Source organism: Intrasporangium zincisolvens, assembly GCF_034724055.1.
Classification (GTDB): Bacteria; Actinomycetota; Actinomycetes; order Actinomycetales; family Dermatophilaceae; genus Monashia; species Monashia zincisolvens.
In genome coordinates, this window is sequence record NZ_JAWIIL010000011.1 from 34539 (window position 1) to 51321 (window position 16783).

The following is a 16783-nucleotide window of genomic DNA, read 5'->3' on the forward strand; positions in this document are numbered from 1 at the left end:
CCGGGGCTACGTTCGAGAGCATGGGCGACGATGCGGCACCCCGGCGGCCGGCGACAGGGCCGGACATCGTCATCGTCATGGGGGTGTCCGGCAGCGGGAAGACGACCCTCGCCAAGGGCATCTCCACGGTCATGCGCTGGGAGTTCGCCGAGGGCGACGCCTTCCACTCCGAGGCCAACGTCGAGAAGATGCGCAGCGGGCAGGCGCTCGTCGACGACGACCGCTGGCCGTGGCTCGAGGCGATCGGCAGCTGGATCAGCGCAAAGGAGGCCGCGGGGGAGTCGGCCGTCGTGACCTGCTCGGCGCTGCGTCGCGCCTACCGCGACGTCCTGCGCCGTGACCGCCCCCATGTGCGCTTCCTCCACGTCACGGCGCCCGCCGGACTCATCCGCGACCGCATGGAGCACCGACCCGGCCACTACATGCCCGCGTCCCTGCTCCCCAGCCAGATCGCCACCCTCGAACCGTTGGACGACGACGAACCGGGTATCTCGGTGACGAACGAGGGCACCGCCGCCCAGGTTCTCGATCGCGCCCTCGCCGCGCTCGGTCTGCGAAAGGACAACCAGGCATGATCCTGCACCCCGCCATCGCGCCCCTGAACCTCCCGTTCGCGTTGCCCGCAGACCCGCCGGCGGTTCCCTACGCCGGCGACGGTCAGCTCGTCGCCGCCTGCATCCTCGGCATCCTCGCGGTCGTCCTGCTCATCACCCTCGGCAAGGTGCACCCGTTCCTGTCGCTCATGCTCGGCTCGGCGGTCCTCGGCGCCGTGGCGACCATGCCGCCGGGCGACGTCGTCTCGAGCTTCCTCGACGGGTTCGGCAGCACGGCCGGAGCGGTCGGCGTCCTCATCGCCCTCGGCGCGATGATCGGCAAGCTGCTCGAGGACTCGGGCGGGGCGAACCGCATCGTGTCGACGATCGTCGGCCGCGTCGGGCCCGGGCGGCTGCCGTGGGCCATGGCGCTCATCGCGGCGATCCTCGGCCTGCCCCTCTTCTTCGAGGTCGGGGTCGTGCTCCTCGTGCCGGTCATCATCCTCGTGGCCCGGCGAACCGGACTGTCCCTCATGAAGATCGGCATCCCGGCCCTGGCCGGACTATCGGTCCTGCACGGCCTGGTACCCCCGCACCCCGGGCCGCTGACCGCCATCGGCCTGCTCAACGCCGACCTCGGTCGCACCCTGCTCTACGGCGTCATCATCGCCATCCCGACCGTCATCGTCGCCGGCCCCGTGCTCGCGCGCTACGTGGACCGGTGGGTTCCCAAGTTCGTCGACGCCGACGCCCGGTTCCTGGAACCGGTGGGCGCCGGTGTGGGTGCCGGACGCGTCGGCGGTGCGGGCAGCGCCGACACCACCGACCGCGCGTCGGACGTTCGCGGCGGCGGTGGGTCGGACGCGCGGCTCGCGCGCAGCGCCCCCGGCAACGAGGAAGCGGCCCGAGGCCGCAAGGCGACGGGGCCGGTCGCGACGTACGAGGACCTCGAGGCGCCGCTCGCTCCCGGGCGTCGACGCGTCTCCTTCGCCGCCGCGATCATCGGCATCACGCTGCCGGTGGCGCTCATGCTCATCGACGCCATCGTCAAGCTGCTCGTCACGGACAAGAAGAACGGCGCCCGCACCGTCATCGACTTCTTCGGCACCCCGACCGTCGCCCTGCTCATCGCCGTCCTGTTCTGCTACGTCGTCCTCGGGCTCGGCTCCGGCCTGGACAAGAGCGAGGTCAGCGCGTCGGTGGGCGCGGCCCTGCCGCCCATCGCCGGCATCATCCTCATCGTCGCCGCCGGGGGCGGCTTCAAGCAGACGCTCATCGACGCGGGCGTCGGCAACGTCATCAAGGACTGGGCCACCGGCGTCAACATCTCGGTGTTGGTGCTCGGGTGGCTGGTGGCCGTGCTGATCCGGCTCGGCACCGGCTCGGCCACGGTGGCGACGATCACTGCGGCGGGCATCGTCGGGCCCCTCGCCGCCACGCTGACGACCAGCCACCTGGCCCTGCTCGTCCTCGCGATCGGCTGCGGCTCGCTCTTCTTCAGCCACGTCAACGACGCCGGCTTCTGGCTCGTCAAGGAGTACTTCGGCCTCACCGTCGGGGAGACCATCAAGTCCTGGTCGGTGATGGAGACCGTGATCTCCGTGTTCGGCTTCGCGCTCGTGATGGTGCTGAGTCTCGTCGTCTAGGTCCGATCGCGAACTCGCTGACCCGTGGCCACGAATCCTCGCCACGCGTCAGTGCTCGACGCGTCCGTGCCGTGGCAGGATCGCCGGGTGCTGCGACTCACCGACGTCATCATCGACTGCCCGGACACGATGGGCCTGGCGGCCTTCTACTCCGAGGTGATGGGTCGCCCGGTCAAGGAGGGCAGCACCGGCAGCTGGGCCGGCATCCAGTGCGGCGAGATCGAGCTGGCGTTCATCCTGGTCGAGGACTACCGCGCCCCGCAGTGGCCCGACGGTGAGCACCCCAAGCAGTTCCACCTCGACTTCGAGGTCGATGACATCGAGGCCGAACAGGGCCGCGTCCTGGCCCTCGGCGCGACCCTGCGGCAGGACTCCGTCGGCCCCGACGGGTACGGCTGGCGCGTCTACACCGACCCCGTCGGCCACCCGTTCTGCCTCTGCCGCAACAAGGGCGTCACCTGGACCGACCATGGCCCCGTCTGGCCAACGGGCGCGTAGCGACCGCGAAGGAGTGATCGAGGTGAGCGCGTTCCTCGACCTCATGCGCGCTGCCCGGACGGACTGGCGTGACGTCCTCGTCGGGGCCGGCCTGGGCAGTGCTGACTGGCCTGCCCGGTTGGACGACGAGCTGGGCGGCGACTGACCTACTCAGGCGCCGCCATGACCGTGATGGTGGCGGTCGAGCGCCGCTGGAGGGGCTGGGGCGTGACGTCTGCCGCGAGGCGGGCGCGGGCGGCCTCGTCCACCCAGAAGACGCGTCGAGGGCTCCGAGGCCGGGTGGGTCGCCACGGGTTGCCGGTGCGGTCGAGACCGCCGCCGAGCATGTCGAACATCGCCCCTTCGGGGACCTCGACGTTCATCCCCGAGCGAACGGCGCCGACCGCGTCGCGGGCCAGCGCGCCGTACTCCCGGTCGTCGACTCGTCTGGTGTGCAGGTCGTTCACGAGCAGCCAGACGCAGAAGGCCAGGAACACGAAGAAGCCGACGTTGCCGACCCAGCTCCTCCACGCCATGCCGACGGCGCCGAGGCCGATGATCGCCGCGAAGCCTCCCCACAACGTCAGCTGGTAGCGGCGCTCGCGCCCCGGGTCCAGGCGTGCGAGGTCCGGCACTCGGACCTCGACCGTGCCGATGACGCGCCCGGTCGGCTCCGGCCGAGGCATCGCGGGCCGCAGCGTCGTCGCCACGGTGACGCCGTCGGACCGCAACTGCCCTGCGACCGCGAGCGCAGAGCCCACGGCGAGGCTGACCTCGTCGACCTGGTCTGCGTGCGCTATCGGCAGGAAGACCCGGGCCGCCTCGACGTGAGGTTCCTGACCGGACTTGAGCCAGAACGCGATTGCGGGCTCGCCGTCCAGCTCGGTCCGCTCGACGGGCCCGGCGACGGTGCCCTCACAGGTCCAGGGGGTGCTCACCGGAGGATCATGTCAGGGCGCGGTGCGGTCGGCTTGCCCGACGCAGCCATTCACGGGAGTCGTGGTGCAGGTGGCTGCTGGCCTGCCAGCTCGAGGAGCCGGTCACGCAGCCACCGGTGCCCGGCATCCTGGTCGGTGCGAGAGGTCCAGGCCATGATCTCGGTGATCGGTTGGAGGCGGGGGATCGGCGGCTCCAGCAGCCGGATCCCGGCGGCCTCGCCGATGTGCAGGGCCAGACGCTCGTGGACCAGGGTGATGAGACGGGTTCCCCTGAGCAGGAAAGGCGCCAGGCCGAATCCGGCCGTGATCTCCGTGTTCCGCGGGACACCCAGGAAGTCGAGCTGCATCTCGGCGAGCGACCGCCGATGGCCCGAGGAGGTCGCCAGGTAGGGCAGCGCGCCGAACTGCTCGAGGGTGATCTGCTCGCCGACCTCCGGGTGGTCCGCGTCGACGGCCACGACGTACCGGTCGCGGAAGAGCATCCGGTAGTGGAACTCCGCGTGCTCCTCGAAGGCCTCCTGGGGGATGACGAGCAGGTCGGCCCGGTGGCCGCGCAGCTGGTCGGCGAAGTCATCGCCCGTCGGGAAGATCTTGAGCCGGATGCCGGGCGCCTCGGTCGAGAGGGTGGCGATCAACGGCTGCAGGAACGTCATCGTCAGGTAGTCGTTGGCGATGACGGAGAAGGTGCGTTCGGCGGTGGCAGGGTCGAAGCGATCCCGTTGTGACAGAACGCCTTCGATGCCGGTGAGGAGCTCGCCGACCGACACGGAGAGGGACTCGGCGAGGGGGGTGGCCACGAGCCCGCGGCCGTCCCGGATGAGGAGCGGGTCGTCGAAGAGCCTGCGCAGCCGGGCGAGCGTCGACGACATCGCGGACTGGCCCACCGAGAGCCGCTGGGCGGCGCGGGTGACGCTGCGTTCGGTCATGAGCATGTCGAAGGCGACGAGCAGGTTGAGGTCGACGCGGCGCAGGTCCATGAGCCGATGCTATCGATCCAATCAATGTCGGGCATCACAAATGATTGTTTGAACGCGAGGCCATGGCCCGCTTAACGTCCTTCCCGTGACCTGCACCGCCGCGGTCACCACACGGCGGTCGGGTCCTTCCCGGAAGGAGACCCCTGTGACGAAGCCCCTGATCACCCACCTGCGGCACGTGGCGATCGCGGCGCCCGACCTCGACCGGCAGCTCGCGTTCTACCGCGATCTGTGGGGGCTCTCCCCAGCCCAGTCGGACAGCGGCGTGCACTTCCTCGCCGCCGAGGGTTCACCGGAGAACTACGTCCTACGTCTGCGCAGGGCCGACGAGAAGCGGCTCGACCTCGTGGCGTTCGGTGCGGCATCGTCCGCCGACGTCGACGCGCTCGCCTCCCAGCTCGCGCGGCAGGGCGTGCAGATCGTCCACGAACCGCGCCTGCTCGACACCCCGGGCGGCGGCTACGGGTTCCGCTTCTTCGACGGGGACGGCCGTGTCGTCGAGGTGTCGAGCGACGTCGAGACCCGCGCCTTCCGGACGATCGAGGAGCGCGAGTCCATCCCGGTGCGCCTCTCTCACGTCGTCGTCAACTCCGCCGACCCCCAGGCCACGGTCGCCTGGTACGTCGAGCACCTCGGCTTCAAGCTGTCCGACACCCTCTGCCTCGGCGCCCGCGGCGACTTCATGTGGTTCCTGCGGTGCAACGACTGGCACCACTCCTTCGCCGTCTCGCGGGCGCCGCACGTCGCCGTCAACCACATCTCGTTCGAGCTGCGCGGCGTCGAGGAGTACCTCCGCGGCACGGGCCGCCTGCTGCGAGAGGGCATCCAGAAGGTCTGGGGGCCCGGGCGCCACTACGCGGGCGACAACACCTTCTCCTACTTCATGGACAGGGCCGGCAACACCGTCGAGTACACGACCGAGCTGCAGACCGTCGACTGGGACGAGCACCACCCGTCCGTCTACGACGTGAGCAAGCCCGAGTTCATCGACCAGTGGGGTACCGCGAACCAGATGAACGAGTTCGTCGCCAAGCAGATGTTCAACGACCCCGACCGCGGCGTCCACGTCGCCCCACCACTCTGACCCGCCGTCTGACCGCACCGCAGACCCCTCGAGAAGGACCACCGAGATGACCACTGGCGAGTACAAGTCCGAGGCGTTCGCCACGCCTGTCGACTCCCTCCTCGACCGCGTCGAGAAGAGCATGCAGAACGACCTCGTGCCGGCCGAGATCTTCAACAGCGAAGAGGTCTTCCGCGCCGAGATGGAGCGCATCTTCACCCGGGTGTGGGTGTTCGTCGCGCACGAGTCCGAGATCCCGAACGCCGGCGACTTCGTGCAGCGGCGCATCGGGATGGACCCCGTCATCGTCACCCGCGGCGGCGACGGCGCGGTCAACGTCCTGTCGAACTACTGCCGCCACCGGGGCTCGCAGGTGTGTCAGACGGACGCCGGCAACTCGCGGTTCTTCACCTGCCCGTACCACGGGTGGACCTACTCCAACGACGGCACGCTCGTCGGCACCCCGATGATGCACAAGGCATACGGCGAGCCCCTCGACCCGAACCTGTGGAGCCTCAAGAAGGCGCCGAAGGTCCAGTCGCACAACGGTTTCGTCTTCGCGTCGCTCTCCGACGACGTCCCGCCGCTCGAGGAGTGGCTCGCGGGCGGCGCGGGCTGGATGCTCGACATCATCACGAAGCTCAGCCCGGCCGGCATGCGCGTCGCCGGCCCGCCGGAGCGCTACATCGTGCACGGCGACTGGAAGACCGCCGGCGAGAACTTCGCCGGCGACGTCTACCACCTGCCGACCCTGCACTTCTCGGTCCAGGAGGTCGAGATGATCCAGGGCATCCAGGCCACCTGCGACATCTCCGCCACCTACGAGTTCGACAACGGCCACTCCTTCATCGGGCACAAGTGGACCGAGGTCATCGGCGACTTCTTCAGCTACTGGGGCTACGGCGCCGTGCCCGGCTACGCCGAAAACTTCGACCTCAGCGAGTACGACGACACCGCCAAGTGGGTCGCCGAGCACTGCCCGCCCACCGTGGGCACGATCTTCCCGAACTTCTCCTTCATCCGGATCTTCTCGCCGCTGCCCGACGGGCCGCCCGGGGTCTTCACGAGCTTCCGCCAGTGGCAGCCCGTGGCCCCCGGCAAGATCGAGCTCTGGAACTGGCAGTTCGTCTGGAACTTCCAGGACGAGGAGTCGGCCCAGCGCGACTACGTCGGCGGGCAGTACTGCTTCGGCTCCGCCGGCCTCTTCGAGCAGGACGACACCGTCGCGTGGGAGGGCGTGCAGCGCGCCGCCGCCAGCCCGTGGATGCGCAAGGAAGGCCTGGAGTTCAACTACCAGCAGGGGCAGAAGTCCCCGATCGACCTGAGCCCCGACCCCGAGTGGAAGGGCCCTGGCATCCACCGCAACACCACGTACGGCGAGTACGTCCAGTTCAACTTCCTGCGCCAGTGGCTCAAGACCATGCGCGAGAACGCACCGAAGGGCATCGAGAAGGGCATCGAGTCATGAGCACCCCCACGACCACCGGCAGCAGCGCGGTCCATGCGACCGAGACCGGACGCCCGGTGTCCCCGGCGACGTACGCGCTCGTCGCCCAGTTCCTCGCCCACGAGGCGCGCCTGCTCGACGAGGGCAGCGACGACGAGTGGCTCGACCTCCTCGACGACGACCTGCTCTACACGGTCCCGGTCCGGCAGGCGATGCTGCCGCAGACCGACGAGGTCAACCGTGACGCGTGGCGCATCCGCGACACCAAGGCCCACGTCGTGACCCGCGTCCGCCGCGGCGACCAGGGCCACGCCTACTCCGAGGTGCCGCCGTCCCGCGCCCTCCGCGTCGTCGGGTCGGTGGAGGTCGCCCACACCGACGTCGACGACGTCGTCGCCGTCCACTCGGCCCTGCTCGTCTACCGCCAGCGCGGCATCGACGTGCACTTCGACCTCATCCCGGCCCGCCGCAACGACCTCCTCCGGCTCCTGCCGGACGGTCCGCGTCTGCTGCGCCGCGAGGTCGTCCTCACAGAGACGACCCTCAAGACGCCGAACCTGGGGGTGTTCCTGTGAGCAAGGTGCTGCTCGACCAGGGCCTGTGCCGCGCCTACGGACTCTGCGTCACCGTCCACCCCGAGGTGTTCGCGCTGCCGCCGGGCAGCCCCGTAGCCGTCGTCGTCCGCGACATCGTCGACGACGACGACCTCGCCGACGTGCGCGAAGCCGTCCGGGCCTGCCCCGCCCAGGCGATCAGCCTCGTGGAGGAGTGATGGCACGCTTCGCGACCGGGGTCGTCATCGTCGGTGGCTCGGCCGCCGGTCTCTCAGCCGCCGACGGGCTGCGCGAGGGCGGCTACACCGGCTCGATCACCATCGTCGACGAGAACCTCGAGCCGGGCTTCGACCGGCCCATGCTCTCCAAGGGCCTGCTCGCGTCGTCCGACGCCGCACCCGCGCCGCTGCGCACGCCCCAGCGGCTCGAGGACCAGGCGGTCACCGTGCTGCCCGGCCACCGGGCCATGGGCCTCGACATCGACCGGCGGCTCGTCGTGACGAGCTATGGAGAGGCCATCCCCTACGAGCAGGTCGTCATCGCCAGCGGAGTCGACGCGCGTCGGATGGTCACGACGTCGGGCGACGCGCTCCCGGCACTGCGCACCCTCGCCGACCTCGAGACCGTCCGGGCGATGGTCGCGGACGGCGGTCCGCTCACGATCGTCGGCGGCGGGTACATCGGCCTCGAGGCCGCGGCCGCGCTGCGGCCCTGCGGCAGCGAGGTCACGGTGCTGTGCCCCAGCGACCTCCCGCTCGTGGGCGTCCTCGGTCCGCTGGTCGCCGGCTGGCTGCGGGACCGCCACCTCGAGGCCGGCGTCCGGCTCGAGCTCGGTGCACGCGTCCGGACGGTGGAGGACACGCCCGGCGGGTACCGGTTGACACTCGCCGACGGACGCGTCACGACGGCGCACCACGTGCTCGCGGGCGTCGGCACGGAGCCGAACACCGAGTGGCTGATCGGCTCCGGCGTCGCCCTCGACGACGGCATCCTGACGGACGCGGCCGGGCGCACCAACGTCCCCGGGGTCTGGGCCGCCGGCGACGTCGCCGCAAGCCTCCGGCCCGACACCTCGGAGCACCGACGCGTCGAGCACTGGACGCGGGCCATCGAGCACGGACGCCGCGTCGGGCTCAACATCGCCCGGGGGGAGGCCGTCGCGCCGGACGCCGTGCCGTACGTCTGGACCGAGCAGCCCGGCACGACGCTGCACCTCTTCGGCGAGCGTCACGCGGACGACGAGGACCTCCTCGTCCGCGGCAGCCTCGCCTCCGGCGAGTTCGTCGTCCTGCACGGACGCGATGGCGAGCTGCACGCGGTGACGCTCAGCGGCTTCCCGGCCGAGGCCCGCACCTACAAGCGGCTGCTCCGCTCCCGCGCCACGCTCGCCGACGCCCTCGACGTCGCCCGCACCTGACCGTCCCGACGCGTCCGACGCGCCCCGGTGACCCACCCCGACCCACGGAAAGCCTCTCTCCCATGACGCTCCTCGACGACCACGTCGTACTCATCACCGGCGGCGGCTCCGGCCTCGGCCTCGGCATCGCCCGCCACTTCCGCGAGCAGGGCGCCCGGCTCGCGATCCTCGAGATCTCCGAGGCCAAGCTCGTCGACCTCAAGGCCGAGTTCGGTGACGACGTCCTCCTGCTGCAGGGCGACGTGACGCGGGTCGAGGATCTGCGAGCGGCTCGCGCCGCCGTGCTCGACCGCTACGGCCGCGTCGACGCGCTCGTCGGAGCCCAAGGCATCTTCGACGGAAACATCCCGCTGCGCGACATCCCGCTCGAGAAGGTGAAGGGCACCTTCGACGAGGTGATGCACGTCGACGTGCTCGGCTACATCTACTCGGCCCGCGTCTTCCTCGAAGACCTCGAGAAGACCAACGGCGCAATGGTGTTCACGTCCTCGACCGCCGCGTACGCCGCCGACGGGGGAGGGCTGTTCTACACCGCTGCGAAGGGTGCCGTCAGGTCGGTGATCAACCAGCTCGCCTTCGAGTTCGCCCCCAAGGTCCGGGTCAACGGCGTCGCCCCGTCCGGGATCGCGAACAGCCAGCTCCAGGGTCCGCGCGCGCTCGGGCTCGAGGACCACAAGCAGTCCGACATCCCCGTCGAGGACTTCACGCGCCAGTTCCTGTCGCTGACTCTCATGCCCACCCTGCCGACGCCGGAGGAGTACGCGCCGCTCTACGCCTACCTCGCGTCGCGCCACAACACGACGATGACCGGGCAGACGATCGTCGCCGACCAGGGCCTCTTCAACCGGGCCGTGATCAGCAACGGCCAGGCCGACCGGCTGGGGCAGTGACGATGTTCCGCTACTTCCCGACGAACTACGTGTGGAGCCTGTCGGTCAGCATCGCGATGAACTGCGGCGGCCTCATCGGCGAGATCGAGCAGATCTGCGCCCCACTGCGCGACCTCGCCGACGAGGGCGACGCCGGCACGGAGAAGTTCTTCGAATCCTGGTGCGACTTCGCCGACGGTCTCGTCGCGCAGGCCGAGCAGGACCTCGCCGACGGCCACCCGCTGTCCGCGGGTGCGCGCTACGCGCGGGCCTCGGTGTACTTCCTCGTCGCCGAGCGGATGCAGAGCCGCCACTACGCGCCGCGGAAGGAGGCGTACCGCAAGTCGGTCGAGACCTTCGCCCTCGCGATCGAGCACAACCGCGAGCACGCCGAGCTCGTCGAGATCCCTTACGAGGGGACGTCCTACCCGGCGGTCCTCCGGCTGCCGGAGGGGGAGCGCCCCGAGGGCGGCTGGCCGGTCATGGTCTTCTGCAACGGGCTCGACTCGATGAAGGAGATGCTCTACCGCCTCGGCCTGCCGGCCGAGCTCGCCCGACGCGGCATCGCCACCCTCTGCGTCGACCAGCCGGGCACGGGCGCCTCCCTGCGCGAACGCGGGCTGCCCGCGATCCACGACAGCGAGCGCTGGGCCGCTGCGGCGGTCGACCACCTCGAGTCGCGCCCGGACGTCGACCCGGCCCGCATCGGCATGAGCGGCGTCTCGCTCGGCGGCTACTACGCGCCGCGGGCTGCGGCATACGAGAAGCGGTTCAAGCTCTGCGCGACCTGGGGGGCGAACTATGACTGGGGGCAGCTGCAGCAGCGGCGGCTCCAGCGCGAGGGGGAGAACCCCGTGCCGCACTACTGGGACCACGTCCAGTGGGTCTTCGGCAAGGACAGCCTCGAGGAGTTCATGGCGTTCGCGCCGCAGATGAGCCTCGAGGGGGTCGTCGAGCGGATCATCGTGCCGTTCCTCGTGACCCACGGCGAGGACGACCGGCAGATCCCCATGGAGCTCGCGCTGCCGGAGTACGAGAACGCGGTCAACAGTCCCGACCGCCAGCTCAAGGTCTTCACCCTCGCCGAGGGCGGCTCCTCGCACGCCGGCGCCGACAACGAGTCCGTGCCGGCCAACTTCATCGCCGACTGGGTGGCTGACCGGCTCTAGCCGCCACCGTTCGCCCACACCACCTTCCAGCCCTGAGGTCCCGTGCCGCAGGGTCGGCCCCGCCATGCGACCGAAAGACACGACATGACCACCACCGCACCGCCCGACCGGGGCTGGACGATCGGCACCGACGTCGGCGGCACCTTCACCGACCTGTGGCTGCGCTCGCCCGACGGGGAGTCCTGGGTGTGCAAGTCGCCCACGACCTCCGACGTCGTCACCGGCGTCGTCCGGGCCGTCCACCTCGCCGCCGACACCGTGGGCGCCGACGTGCGCGAGCTGTGCTCGCGCGTCACGCGATTCGGCCACGGCACGACCGTCGGCCTCAACGCCCTGTTGACCGGCCGCACCGCGCGGACCGGCCTCGTCACGACCTCCGGCTTCGGTGACGTCCTCGAGATCGGGCGCCTGCGCCGGGGGACCGCCGGGCTCACGGGCCTCGACCTCGGTGACTACCACCTGCGCGGCCAGGTGCCGCCGCTCGTGCCCCGCACGCACGTCGTCGAGGTGGACGAGCGTATCGACGCCGACGGCGTCGTGCGGACGCCGCTCGACGAGGCGTCCGTGCGGGCGGCGGCGGCGCGCCTGCGCGACCTCGGCGTCGAGGCCGTCGCCGTCTGCCTGCTGTGGTCGACCGAGAACCCCTCGCACGAGCTCGCCGTCGGCGCACGGCTCGCGGAGGAGCTGCCAGGCGCGTTCGTCTCCCTGTCGCACGAGATCGCCCCGTCGGTCGGGGAGTACGCGCGGGCCTCGACCACCGTCGCCAACGCCGCCCTGGGCAGCACCGCCGGGCACTACCTGACCCGGCTCGAGGACGAGCTCGCCGCGCTCGGCATGACGGCGCCGATCATGATGACGACCAGTGCCGGTGGCGTCGTCCCCGCTCGCACCGTCACCGAGCGGCCCGTGTCGAACCTGCTCTCCGGCCCTGCCTCATGCGTCGTCGCCGGGCAGAAGCTCGGAGCCGCGCTCGGGGCGACGCACGTGCTCACCACCGACGTCGGTGGCACGAGCTTCGACGTCGGCGTGGTCGTCGACGGCGTCCCCCTCATGACCGACCAGATCACCTTCGGCGGCGCCGACATGCGGGTGCCGAGCATCGACATCGCCTCGATCGGTGCCGGGGGCGGCTCGATCGCCTCGGTCGCGGGTGGTGTCCTGTCGGTCGGGCCGCGCAGCGCCGGTGCCGAGCCGGGGCCCGTCTGCTACGGCAAAGGCGGCACCGAGCCCACGACCACCGACGCCGACCTCGTGCTCGGTGTGCTCGACCCCGAGCAGTTCGGCAGCGGCGGCATCGTGCTCGACCGCGACGCCGCGGCGGCGGCGATCGAGGAGAAGGTCGGCCGCCCGCTCGGGCTCAGTGCCGTGGAGGCGGCGCGGGCGATCCGCGTCGTCTTCGACAACGCCATGGCCGACCTGCTGCGCGCCGTCACCATCGAACGCGGCCACGACCCGAGGGAGTTCACGCTCGTCGCGGGCGGCGGCAGCGGACCGTCGCACGCGTGGGCGCTGTGCCGCGAGACGGGCCTGGCCGGGTTTGTCGTGCCGCCCACGGCGACGGCCGCCTCGGCCTTCGGCGCCGGCACGTCCGACCTGCAGACCACGGCGTCGCGCACGGCGTACCGCCGGATCCTGCCGCAGGTGGGCGTCACGGACGACGACGCCCGCGTCGTCGGGGCAGCGGTCGCCGAGACGAGCGAGCGGGCGCTCGACACCCTGACCGACGCGGCCGGTGGAGGCGTCCACGTCGTCACCCACACGGCGTCGATCCGGTACTTCGGGCAGGCGCACCACCTCGACGTCGACCTTGCCGGCGGGGTCGACCGCGACACGGTCGTCGACCTGCTGCGCACCTTCGAGAAGTACTACGAGCAGCTGTGGGGGCAAGGCTCCGGCTTCAAGGAGGCCGGCTTCGAGATCCTCTCCGTGCGCTCCGTGGCAGCGCTGGCGGCGACGCCCGTCACCGCCCACGCGTCCGGCGATCTCTTCCGCGAGGTCGACACGCGTCCCGTCGTCTTCGACGACCCGGACCAGCCGGCGCAGACGCCCGTGCTCGAGGCGCGCCGGCCCGCAGGCGGCCAGCAGGTCACCGGGCCCGCGCTCATCTGCCTCCCCGGGTGCGTCGTCGTCGTGCCGCCCGACGCCACCGCGAGCACCGACGCCCTCGGCCTGATCCACGTGAAGGTGAGCTGATGACCACGACCACCGACGTCTCCCGCGTGTCCACCGAGGGAGCCAGCACCGACCCCGTCGTCCGGCAGGTGGTGCGCTCGCGCCTCGTCGCGATCACCGACCAGATGCGCCTCGCCCTGCAGTCGGTGAGCGGCAGCCCCACCGTGACCGACGCGAGCGACTTCTTCACCGGCATCTACCTGCCTGACGGTGCGTTCGTCACGATGGGCCACCAGGTGACCTTCGAGGCGCCTCCGGTCGGTGCTCTCATCCGGCACCTGCTCGCCAAGGGCACGGCGCTGCGCGCGGGCGACCGGATCATCGGCAACGACCCCTTCGTCGGTGCCCTGCACCAGAACGACGTGCAGATGTGCGCACCTATCGTCGTCGACGGCGAGCTGCTGGGCTGGGCCGGCGTCATGGCCCACGAGACCGACGTCGGCGGCATGGACTTCGCCTCCTGGTCGCCCAAGGCCACCGAGGTGTGGCAGGAGGGGCTGCGCATCCCCGCGGTCAAGCTCGTCGACGCGGGCGAGCTGCGCGAGGACGTGCTCGAGATGATCCTCACCGCCTCCAGGCTGCCCGCCCAGGTGGGGCTCGACATCCGAGCCTTCATCGCGACCCTCAACGTCGCGGCCGAACGCCTCACCGAGCTTTCGCACCGCCATGGCAGGGCGACCGTCCTGTCGGTCATGCACGCCATGGTCGACGACGCGGAGGAGCTCGTCCGCGCGCGGCTGCGCGAGCTGCCGGACGGCGTCGTGCACACGCGCGACTTCCTCGAGCACGATGGTCACGAGAACGTGCTCCACGTCGTCGACTGCGTGCTCACCAAGCGCGGAGACTCGCTGTCGTTCGACTTCTCCGGCTCGTCGCCGCAGGCGCACGGCTTCGTCAACTGCTCCCGCGCCGGGCTCGTCGGCGGCGTGGCGGGCGCCGTCATCCCGACGCTCGGCTTCGGGATCCCCTGGAACGAGGGGATGCTGAGGCCGGTGTCGATCACGGCACCCGACGGGTTGGTCTGCACCGCAGTGCCGCCCGCGCCGGTCGGCTCCGCCACCGTCGAGGCCGTGTGGACCGTCAGCAACGTCGTCTCTGCCGCCCTCAACCGGCTCCTGCTCGCATCGCCGGCGTACGCCCACCGGGCCCAGGCGGTCAGCAGCGGCACCATGGCCACCTTCAACCTCTCGGGGCGCGACCGGCACGGTCAGGTCTTCGGCCTGCACCTCATGGACCCGCTCGCGGGCGGTTTCGGGGCCTTCGCCGACCACGACGGCCAGAACGCGGCCGGGCCGATCAACGCCCCTTGCCCGTCCATCGCCGACGTCGAGGTCAACGAGCAGAAGAACCCGCTCTTCTACTCCTACCGGAGGCTCGCGCCCGACACCGGCGGCGCCGGCCGACGCCGCGGCGGGCTCGGCGCCGAGGTCGGGCTCACAGTCTCCGTGCCCCAGGCCGAGGCACTCGTCATGACGCACGGCGCGGAGGTACCGAACTCGGCCGGCCTCGGTGGGGGCCTGCCCGGTGGGCTCATCCACCAGCGCTTCACGGCGGCGGGCGAACCGGTCGCCGAGCTCGGGCCGAAGCCCGGCTCGTTCCCGATCAGCCCGGACGACCTCTTCGAGGTCACGTGGCAGGGCGGCGGCGGACTCGGCGACCCCCTCGACCGCGACCCCGCGGACGTGCTCGCCGACGTCCGCTACGGCGTCGTCTCGGACGGGACCGCTCGCGAGACGTACGGCGTCGTGCTCGAGACGTCGGGGGAGGCCGTCGACACCGAGGCGACGACCCGGGCGCAACGCGCCATCCGCGCTGCCCGGATCGGGGTCGCCGTCGACGCGGTGGATGACCCCACGCCGGTACGAGATGACCTGGCGGCCGGAGCGATCCGCCTCGCGGACCGCGTCGTCGCGACGCACGACGCGGCAGGCGGTTGGGAGGCGCGCACCCTCGACGGCGTCGTCCTGTCCACCGGGTCCACCCGCTGGCGCGAAGGAGCCCACCGCTTCGAACTGACGCTCCCCGCGGCGTCGGGCCGCTCGTTGCACGCCGACCTCACGGTCACCGGGTGGGCCTGCCCCCGGACGGGCGCACTGCTCGGCGTCGACGTCCACCGACGTGACGAGGAGCCGTTCCACGACCTCGACCTCGAGCCGATCGACGACCACGAGACACGGAAGGAAAGCACCCGATGACCCGCAAGGTGATCCTCACCGTCGCCCCCACGGGCGGCATGGCGACGAAGGCGCAGTCGCCGCACCTGCCGGTCACCCCGCAGGAGATCGCGGACGACGTCGCCCGGTGCTGGGAGGCCGGCGCCAGCGTCGTCGCGGTGCACGCGCGTCGGGCCGACGGGCTCGCGACGTGCGACCCCGACGTCTACTCGGAGATCAACGTGCTCATCCGCGAGCGCACCGACATCGTCATCAACAACTCGACGGGCGGTGGCATCCACGGCGACCTGCCGATCCGGCTGAACGACGACCTGTGGGAGCTCGACTGGGCCGAGCGGATCAAGGGCATCGAGGGCGTCGGCTGCGAGATGGCCACCCTCGACTCGCACACCATCACCGCCACCTTCGAGGGGCGCGAGCACCTCGTGACCACGACGCCTGCACGGTCGCGGTGGCTGGCCGAACAGATGGCGCAGCGCGGCATCAAGCCCGAGTGGGAGGTCTTCGACCTCGGGCACATCCTGTCCGATTTCACGACCCTGACGGCCGAGGGGCTCGACACCGCTCCGTACTACTGCAACATCGTGCTCGGCGGGCAGCGGGCGTTCCAGGGCGGGCTGCCCTACACCCCGAGGATCCTCCAGCTGCTCGTCGAGCACCTTCCCCCGGGGACGGTGTGGGGCGTCTCCGGCATCGGGCCCACCCAGCTGCCGGCGACCACCCACGGACTGCTGCTCGGCGGACACATGCGAGTGGGGCTCGAGGACAACCTCTACTACTCCAAGGGTCGTCTGGCGACGAACCTCCAGCTGGTCGAGCGGGCGGTCCGGATCATCACAGAGCTCGGGTACGAGCTGGCGACGCCGAGCGAGGCCCGCGACATGCTGGGGCTGAGGCCGCTCGAGTCGGTGACGGCGTGAGCGCGCACCGGGCCGGTGGCGTCGTCCGCTTCTCCGAGACCGACGCGTCGGGCCGGTTCCACCACACCGCCGCCCTGACGTGGGCCGAGAACGCCGAGCACGAGCTCTACCGGGCCGCGGGCCTCGCCGTCGAGGCGTTCCCCAGGCGGGCCGTCAGTGCGACCTTCGAGCGGCCGCTCGAGCACGGTGACGCGTACGTCGTCGAGCTCGCGGTGGCGAAGGTGGGCACGTCGTCGATCACGTGGACCTGGCGCGTGCTGCACGACGGGTCGGTGGCCGTGACCGGAGCACACAGCGTCGTGCACGTCGACCCGGCCGGACGGCCCACGCCCGTGCCGGGGCAGCTGCGGCGCGTGCTCGAAACCCACCTCGATTCGGGGACGGTGGACCCCGGCCCCTGAGTCGGGCGTCGCCCACCGTCGACTTG

At 71.2% G+C, this 16783-nt stretch carries 17 protein-coding genes; 15 read left to right on the forward strand and 2 right to left on the reverse strand.

What is annotated here, in order from left to right; translation table 11 throughout:
- Nucleotides 1-20: 20 nt before the first annotated feature.
- The 4 genes from RY076_RS20555 (at nt 21) to RY076_RS20570 (ending at nt 2822) form a co-directional block, all read left to right on the forward strand.
- Entirely contained in the window at nt 21-575 is a 555-nt protein-coding gene (locus RY076_RS20555) for a gluconokinase (RefSeq protein ID WP_323101283.1), read from the forward strand.
- Nucleotides 572-2179: a GntP family permease gene (locus RY076_RS20560; protein WP_323101284.1), complete on the forward strand. Its 1608-nt coding sequence runs from the start codon at nt 572-574 to the stop codon at nt 2177-2179. The genes RY076_RS20555 and RY076_RS20560 overlap by 4 nt, the downstream gene beginning before the upstream one ends.
- Nucleotides 2180-2266: 87 nt before the next feature.
- Complete coding sequence (locus tag RY076_RS20565; protein WP_323101286.1) at nt 2267-2677, forward strand: VOC family protein; 411 nt, start codon at nt 2267-2269, stop codon at nt 2675-2677.
- 22 nt (nt 2678-2699) lie between these two features.
- Nucleotides 2700-2822, forward strand: a complete 123-nt coding sequence (locus tag RY076_RS20570) for a hypothetical protein (RefSeq protein WP_323101288.1) — start codon at nt 2700-2702, stop codon at nt 2820-2822.
- Between the two features lies 1 nt (nt 2823).
- Here RY076_RS20570 and RY076_RS20575 read toward each other — a convergent pair whose 3' ends face one another.
- Nucleotides 2824-3594, reverse strand: a complete 771-nt coding sequence (locus tag RY076_RS20575) for a hypothetical protein (RefSeq protein ID WP_323101290.1) — start codon at nt 3592-3594, stop codon at nt 2824-2826.
- A 50-nt stretch (nt 3595-3644) separates the two neighbouring features.
- Nucleotides 3645-4571: a LysR family transcriptional regulator gene (locus RY076_RS20580; protein WP_323101292.1), complete on the reverse strand. Its 927-nt coding sequence runs from the start codon at nt 4569-4571 to the stop codon at nt 3645-3647.
- Between the two features lie 145 nt (nt 4572-4716).
- Here RY076_RS20580 and RY076_RS20585 point away from each other — a divergent pair, with 145 nt between their 5' ends.
- The 11 genes from RY076_RS20585 (at nt 4717) to RY076_RS20635 (ending at nt 16757) form a co-directional block, all read left to right on the forward strand.
- On the forward strand, nt 4717-5655 hold the full coding sequence (locus RY076_RS20585; RefSeq protein WP_323101293.1) for a VOC family protein: 939 nt from the start codon (nt 4717-4719) through the stop codon (nt 5653-5655).
- Between the two features lie 46 nt (nt 5656-5701).
- A complete protein-coding gene (locus tag RY076_RS20590; RefSeq protein ID WP_323101294.1) occupies nt 5702-7102 on the forward strand; it encodes an aromatic ring-hydroxylating oxygenase subunit alpha in 1401 nt (466 codons plus the stop codon).
- On the forward strand, nt 7099-7656 hold the full coding sequence (locus RY076_RS20595; RefSeq protein WP_323101295.1) for an aromatic-ring-hydroxylating dioxygenase subunit beta: 558 nt from the start codon (nt 7099-7101) through the stop codon (nt 7654-7656). The genes RY076_RS20590 and RY076_RS20595 overlap by 4 nt, the downstream gene beginning before the upstream one ends.
- Complete coding sequence (locus RY076_RS20600; RefSeq protein ID WP_323101297.1) at nt 7653-7853, forward strand: ferredoxin; 201 nt, start codon at nt 7653-7655, stop codon at nt 7851-7853. The genes RY076_RS20595 and RY076_RS20600 overlap by 4 nt, the downstream gene beginning before the upstream one ends.
- A complete protein-coding gene (locus tag RY076_RS20605; RefSeq protein WP_323101299.1) occupies nt 7853-9052 on the forward strand; it encodes an NAD(P)/FAD-dependent oxidoreductase in 1200 nt (399 codons plus the stop codon). Before RY076_RS20600 ends, RY076_RS20605 begins: the two co-directional genes overlap by 1 nt.
- Nucleotides 9053-9114: 62 nt before the next feature.
- Nucleotides 9115-9942 (forward strand): SDR family oxidoreductase, encoded by an 828-nt coding sequence (locus RY076_RS20610; RefSeq protein WP_323101301.1) that lies wholly within the window; start codon nt 9115-9117, stop codon nt 9940-9942.
- 2 nt (nt 9943-9944) lie between these two features.
- Nucleotides 9945-11090, forward strand: a complete 1146-nt coding sequence (locus RY076_RS20615; protein ID WP_323101443.1) for an alpha/beta hydrolase family protein — start codon at nt 9945-9947, stop codon at nt 11088-11090.
- Nucleotides 11091-11174: 84 nt separating this feature from the next.
- On the forward strand, nt 11175-13283 hold the full coding sequence (locus RY076_RS20620) for a hydantoinase/oxoprolinase family protein (protein ID WP_323101302.1): 2109 nt from the start codon (nt 11175-11177) through the stop codon (nt 13281-13283).
- Nucleotides 13283-15457 carry a hydantoinase B/oxoprolinase family protein gene (locus tag RY076_RS20625; RefSeq protein ID WP_323101303.1) on the forward strand — a complete coding sequence of 725 codons (2175 nt, stop codon included), beginning with the start codon at nt 13283-13285 and terminating at the stop codon, nt 15455-15457. Before RY076_RS20620 ends, RY076_RS20625 begins: the two co-directional genes overlap by 1 nt.
- Nucleotides 15454-16356, forward strand: coding sequence for a beta-keto acid cleavage family enzyme (locus RY076_RS20630; protein WP_323101305.1), 903 nt, complete (start codon nt 15454-15456; stop codon nt 16354-16356). The genes RY076_RS20625 and RY076_RS20630 overlap by 4 nt, the downstream gene beginning before the upstream one ends.
- Nucleotides 16353-16757 carry an acyl-CoA thioesterase gene (locus RY076_RS20635; protein WP_323101306.1) on the forward strand — a complete coding sequence of 135 codons (405 nt, stop codon included), beginning with the start codon at nt 16353-16355 and terminating at the stop codon, nt 16755-16757. Before RY076_RS20630 ends, RY076_RS20635 begins: the two co-directional genes overlap by 4 nt.
- The last annotated feature ends 26 nt before the right edge of the window (nt 16758-16783 follow it).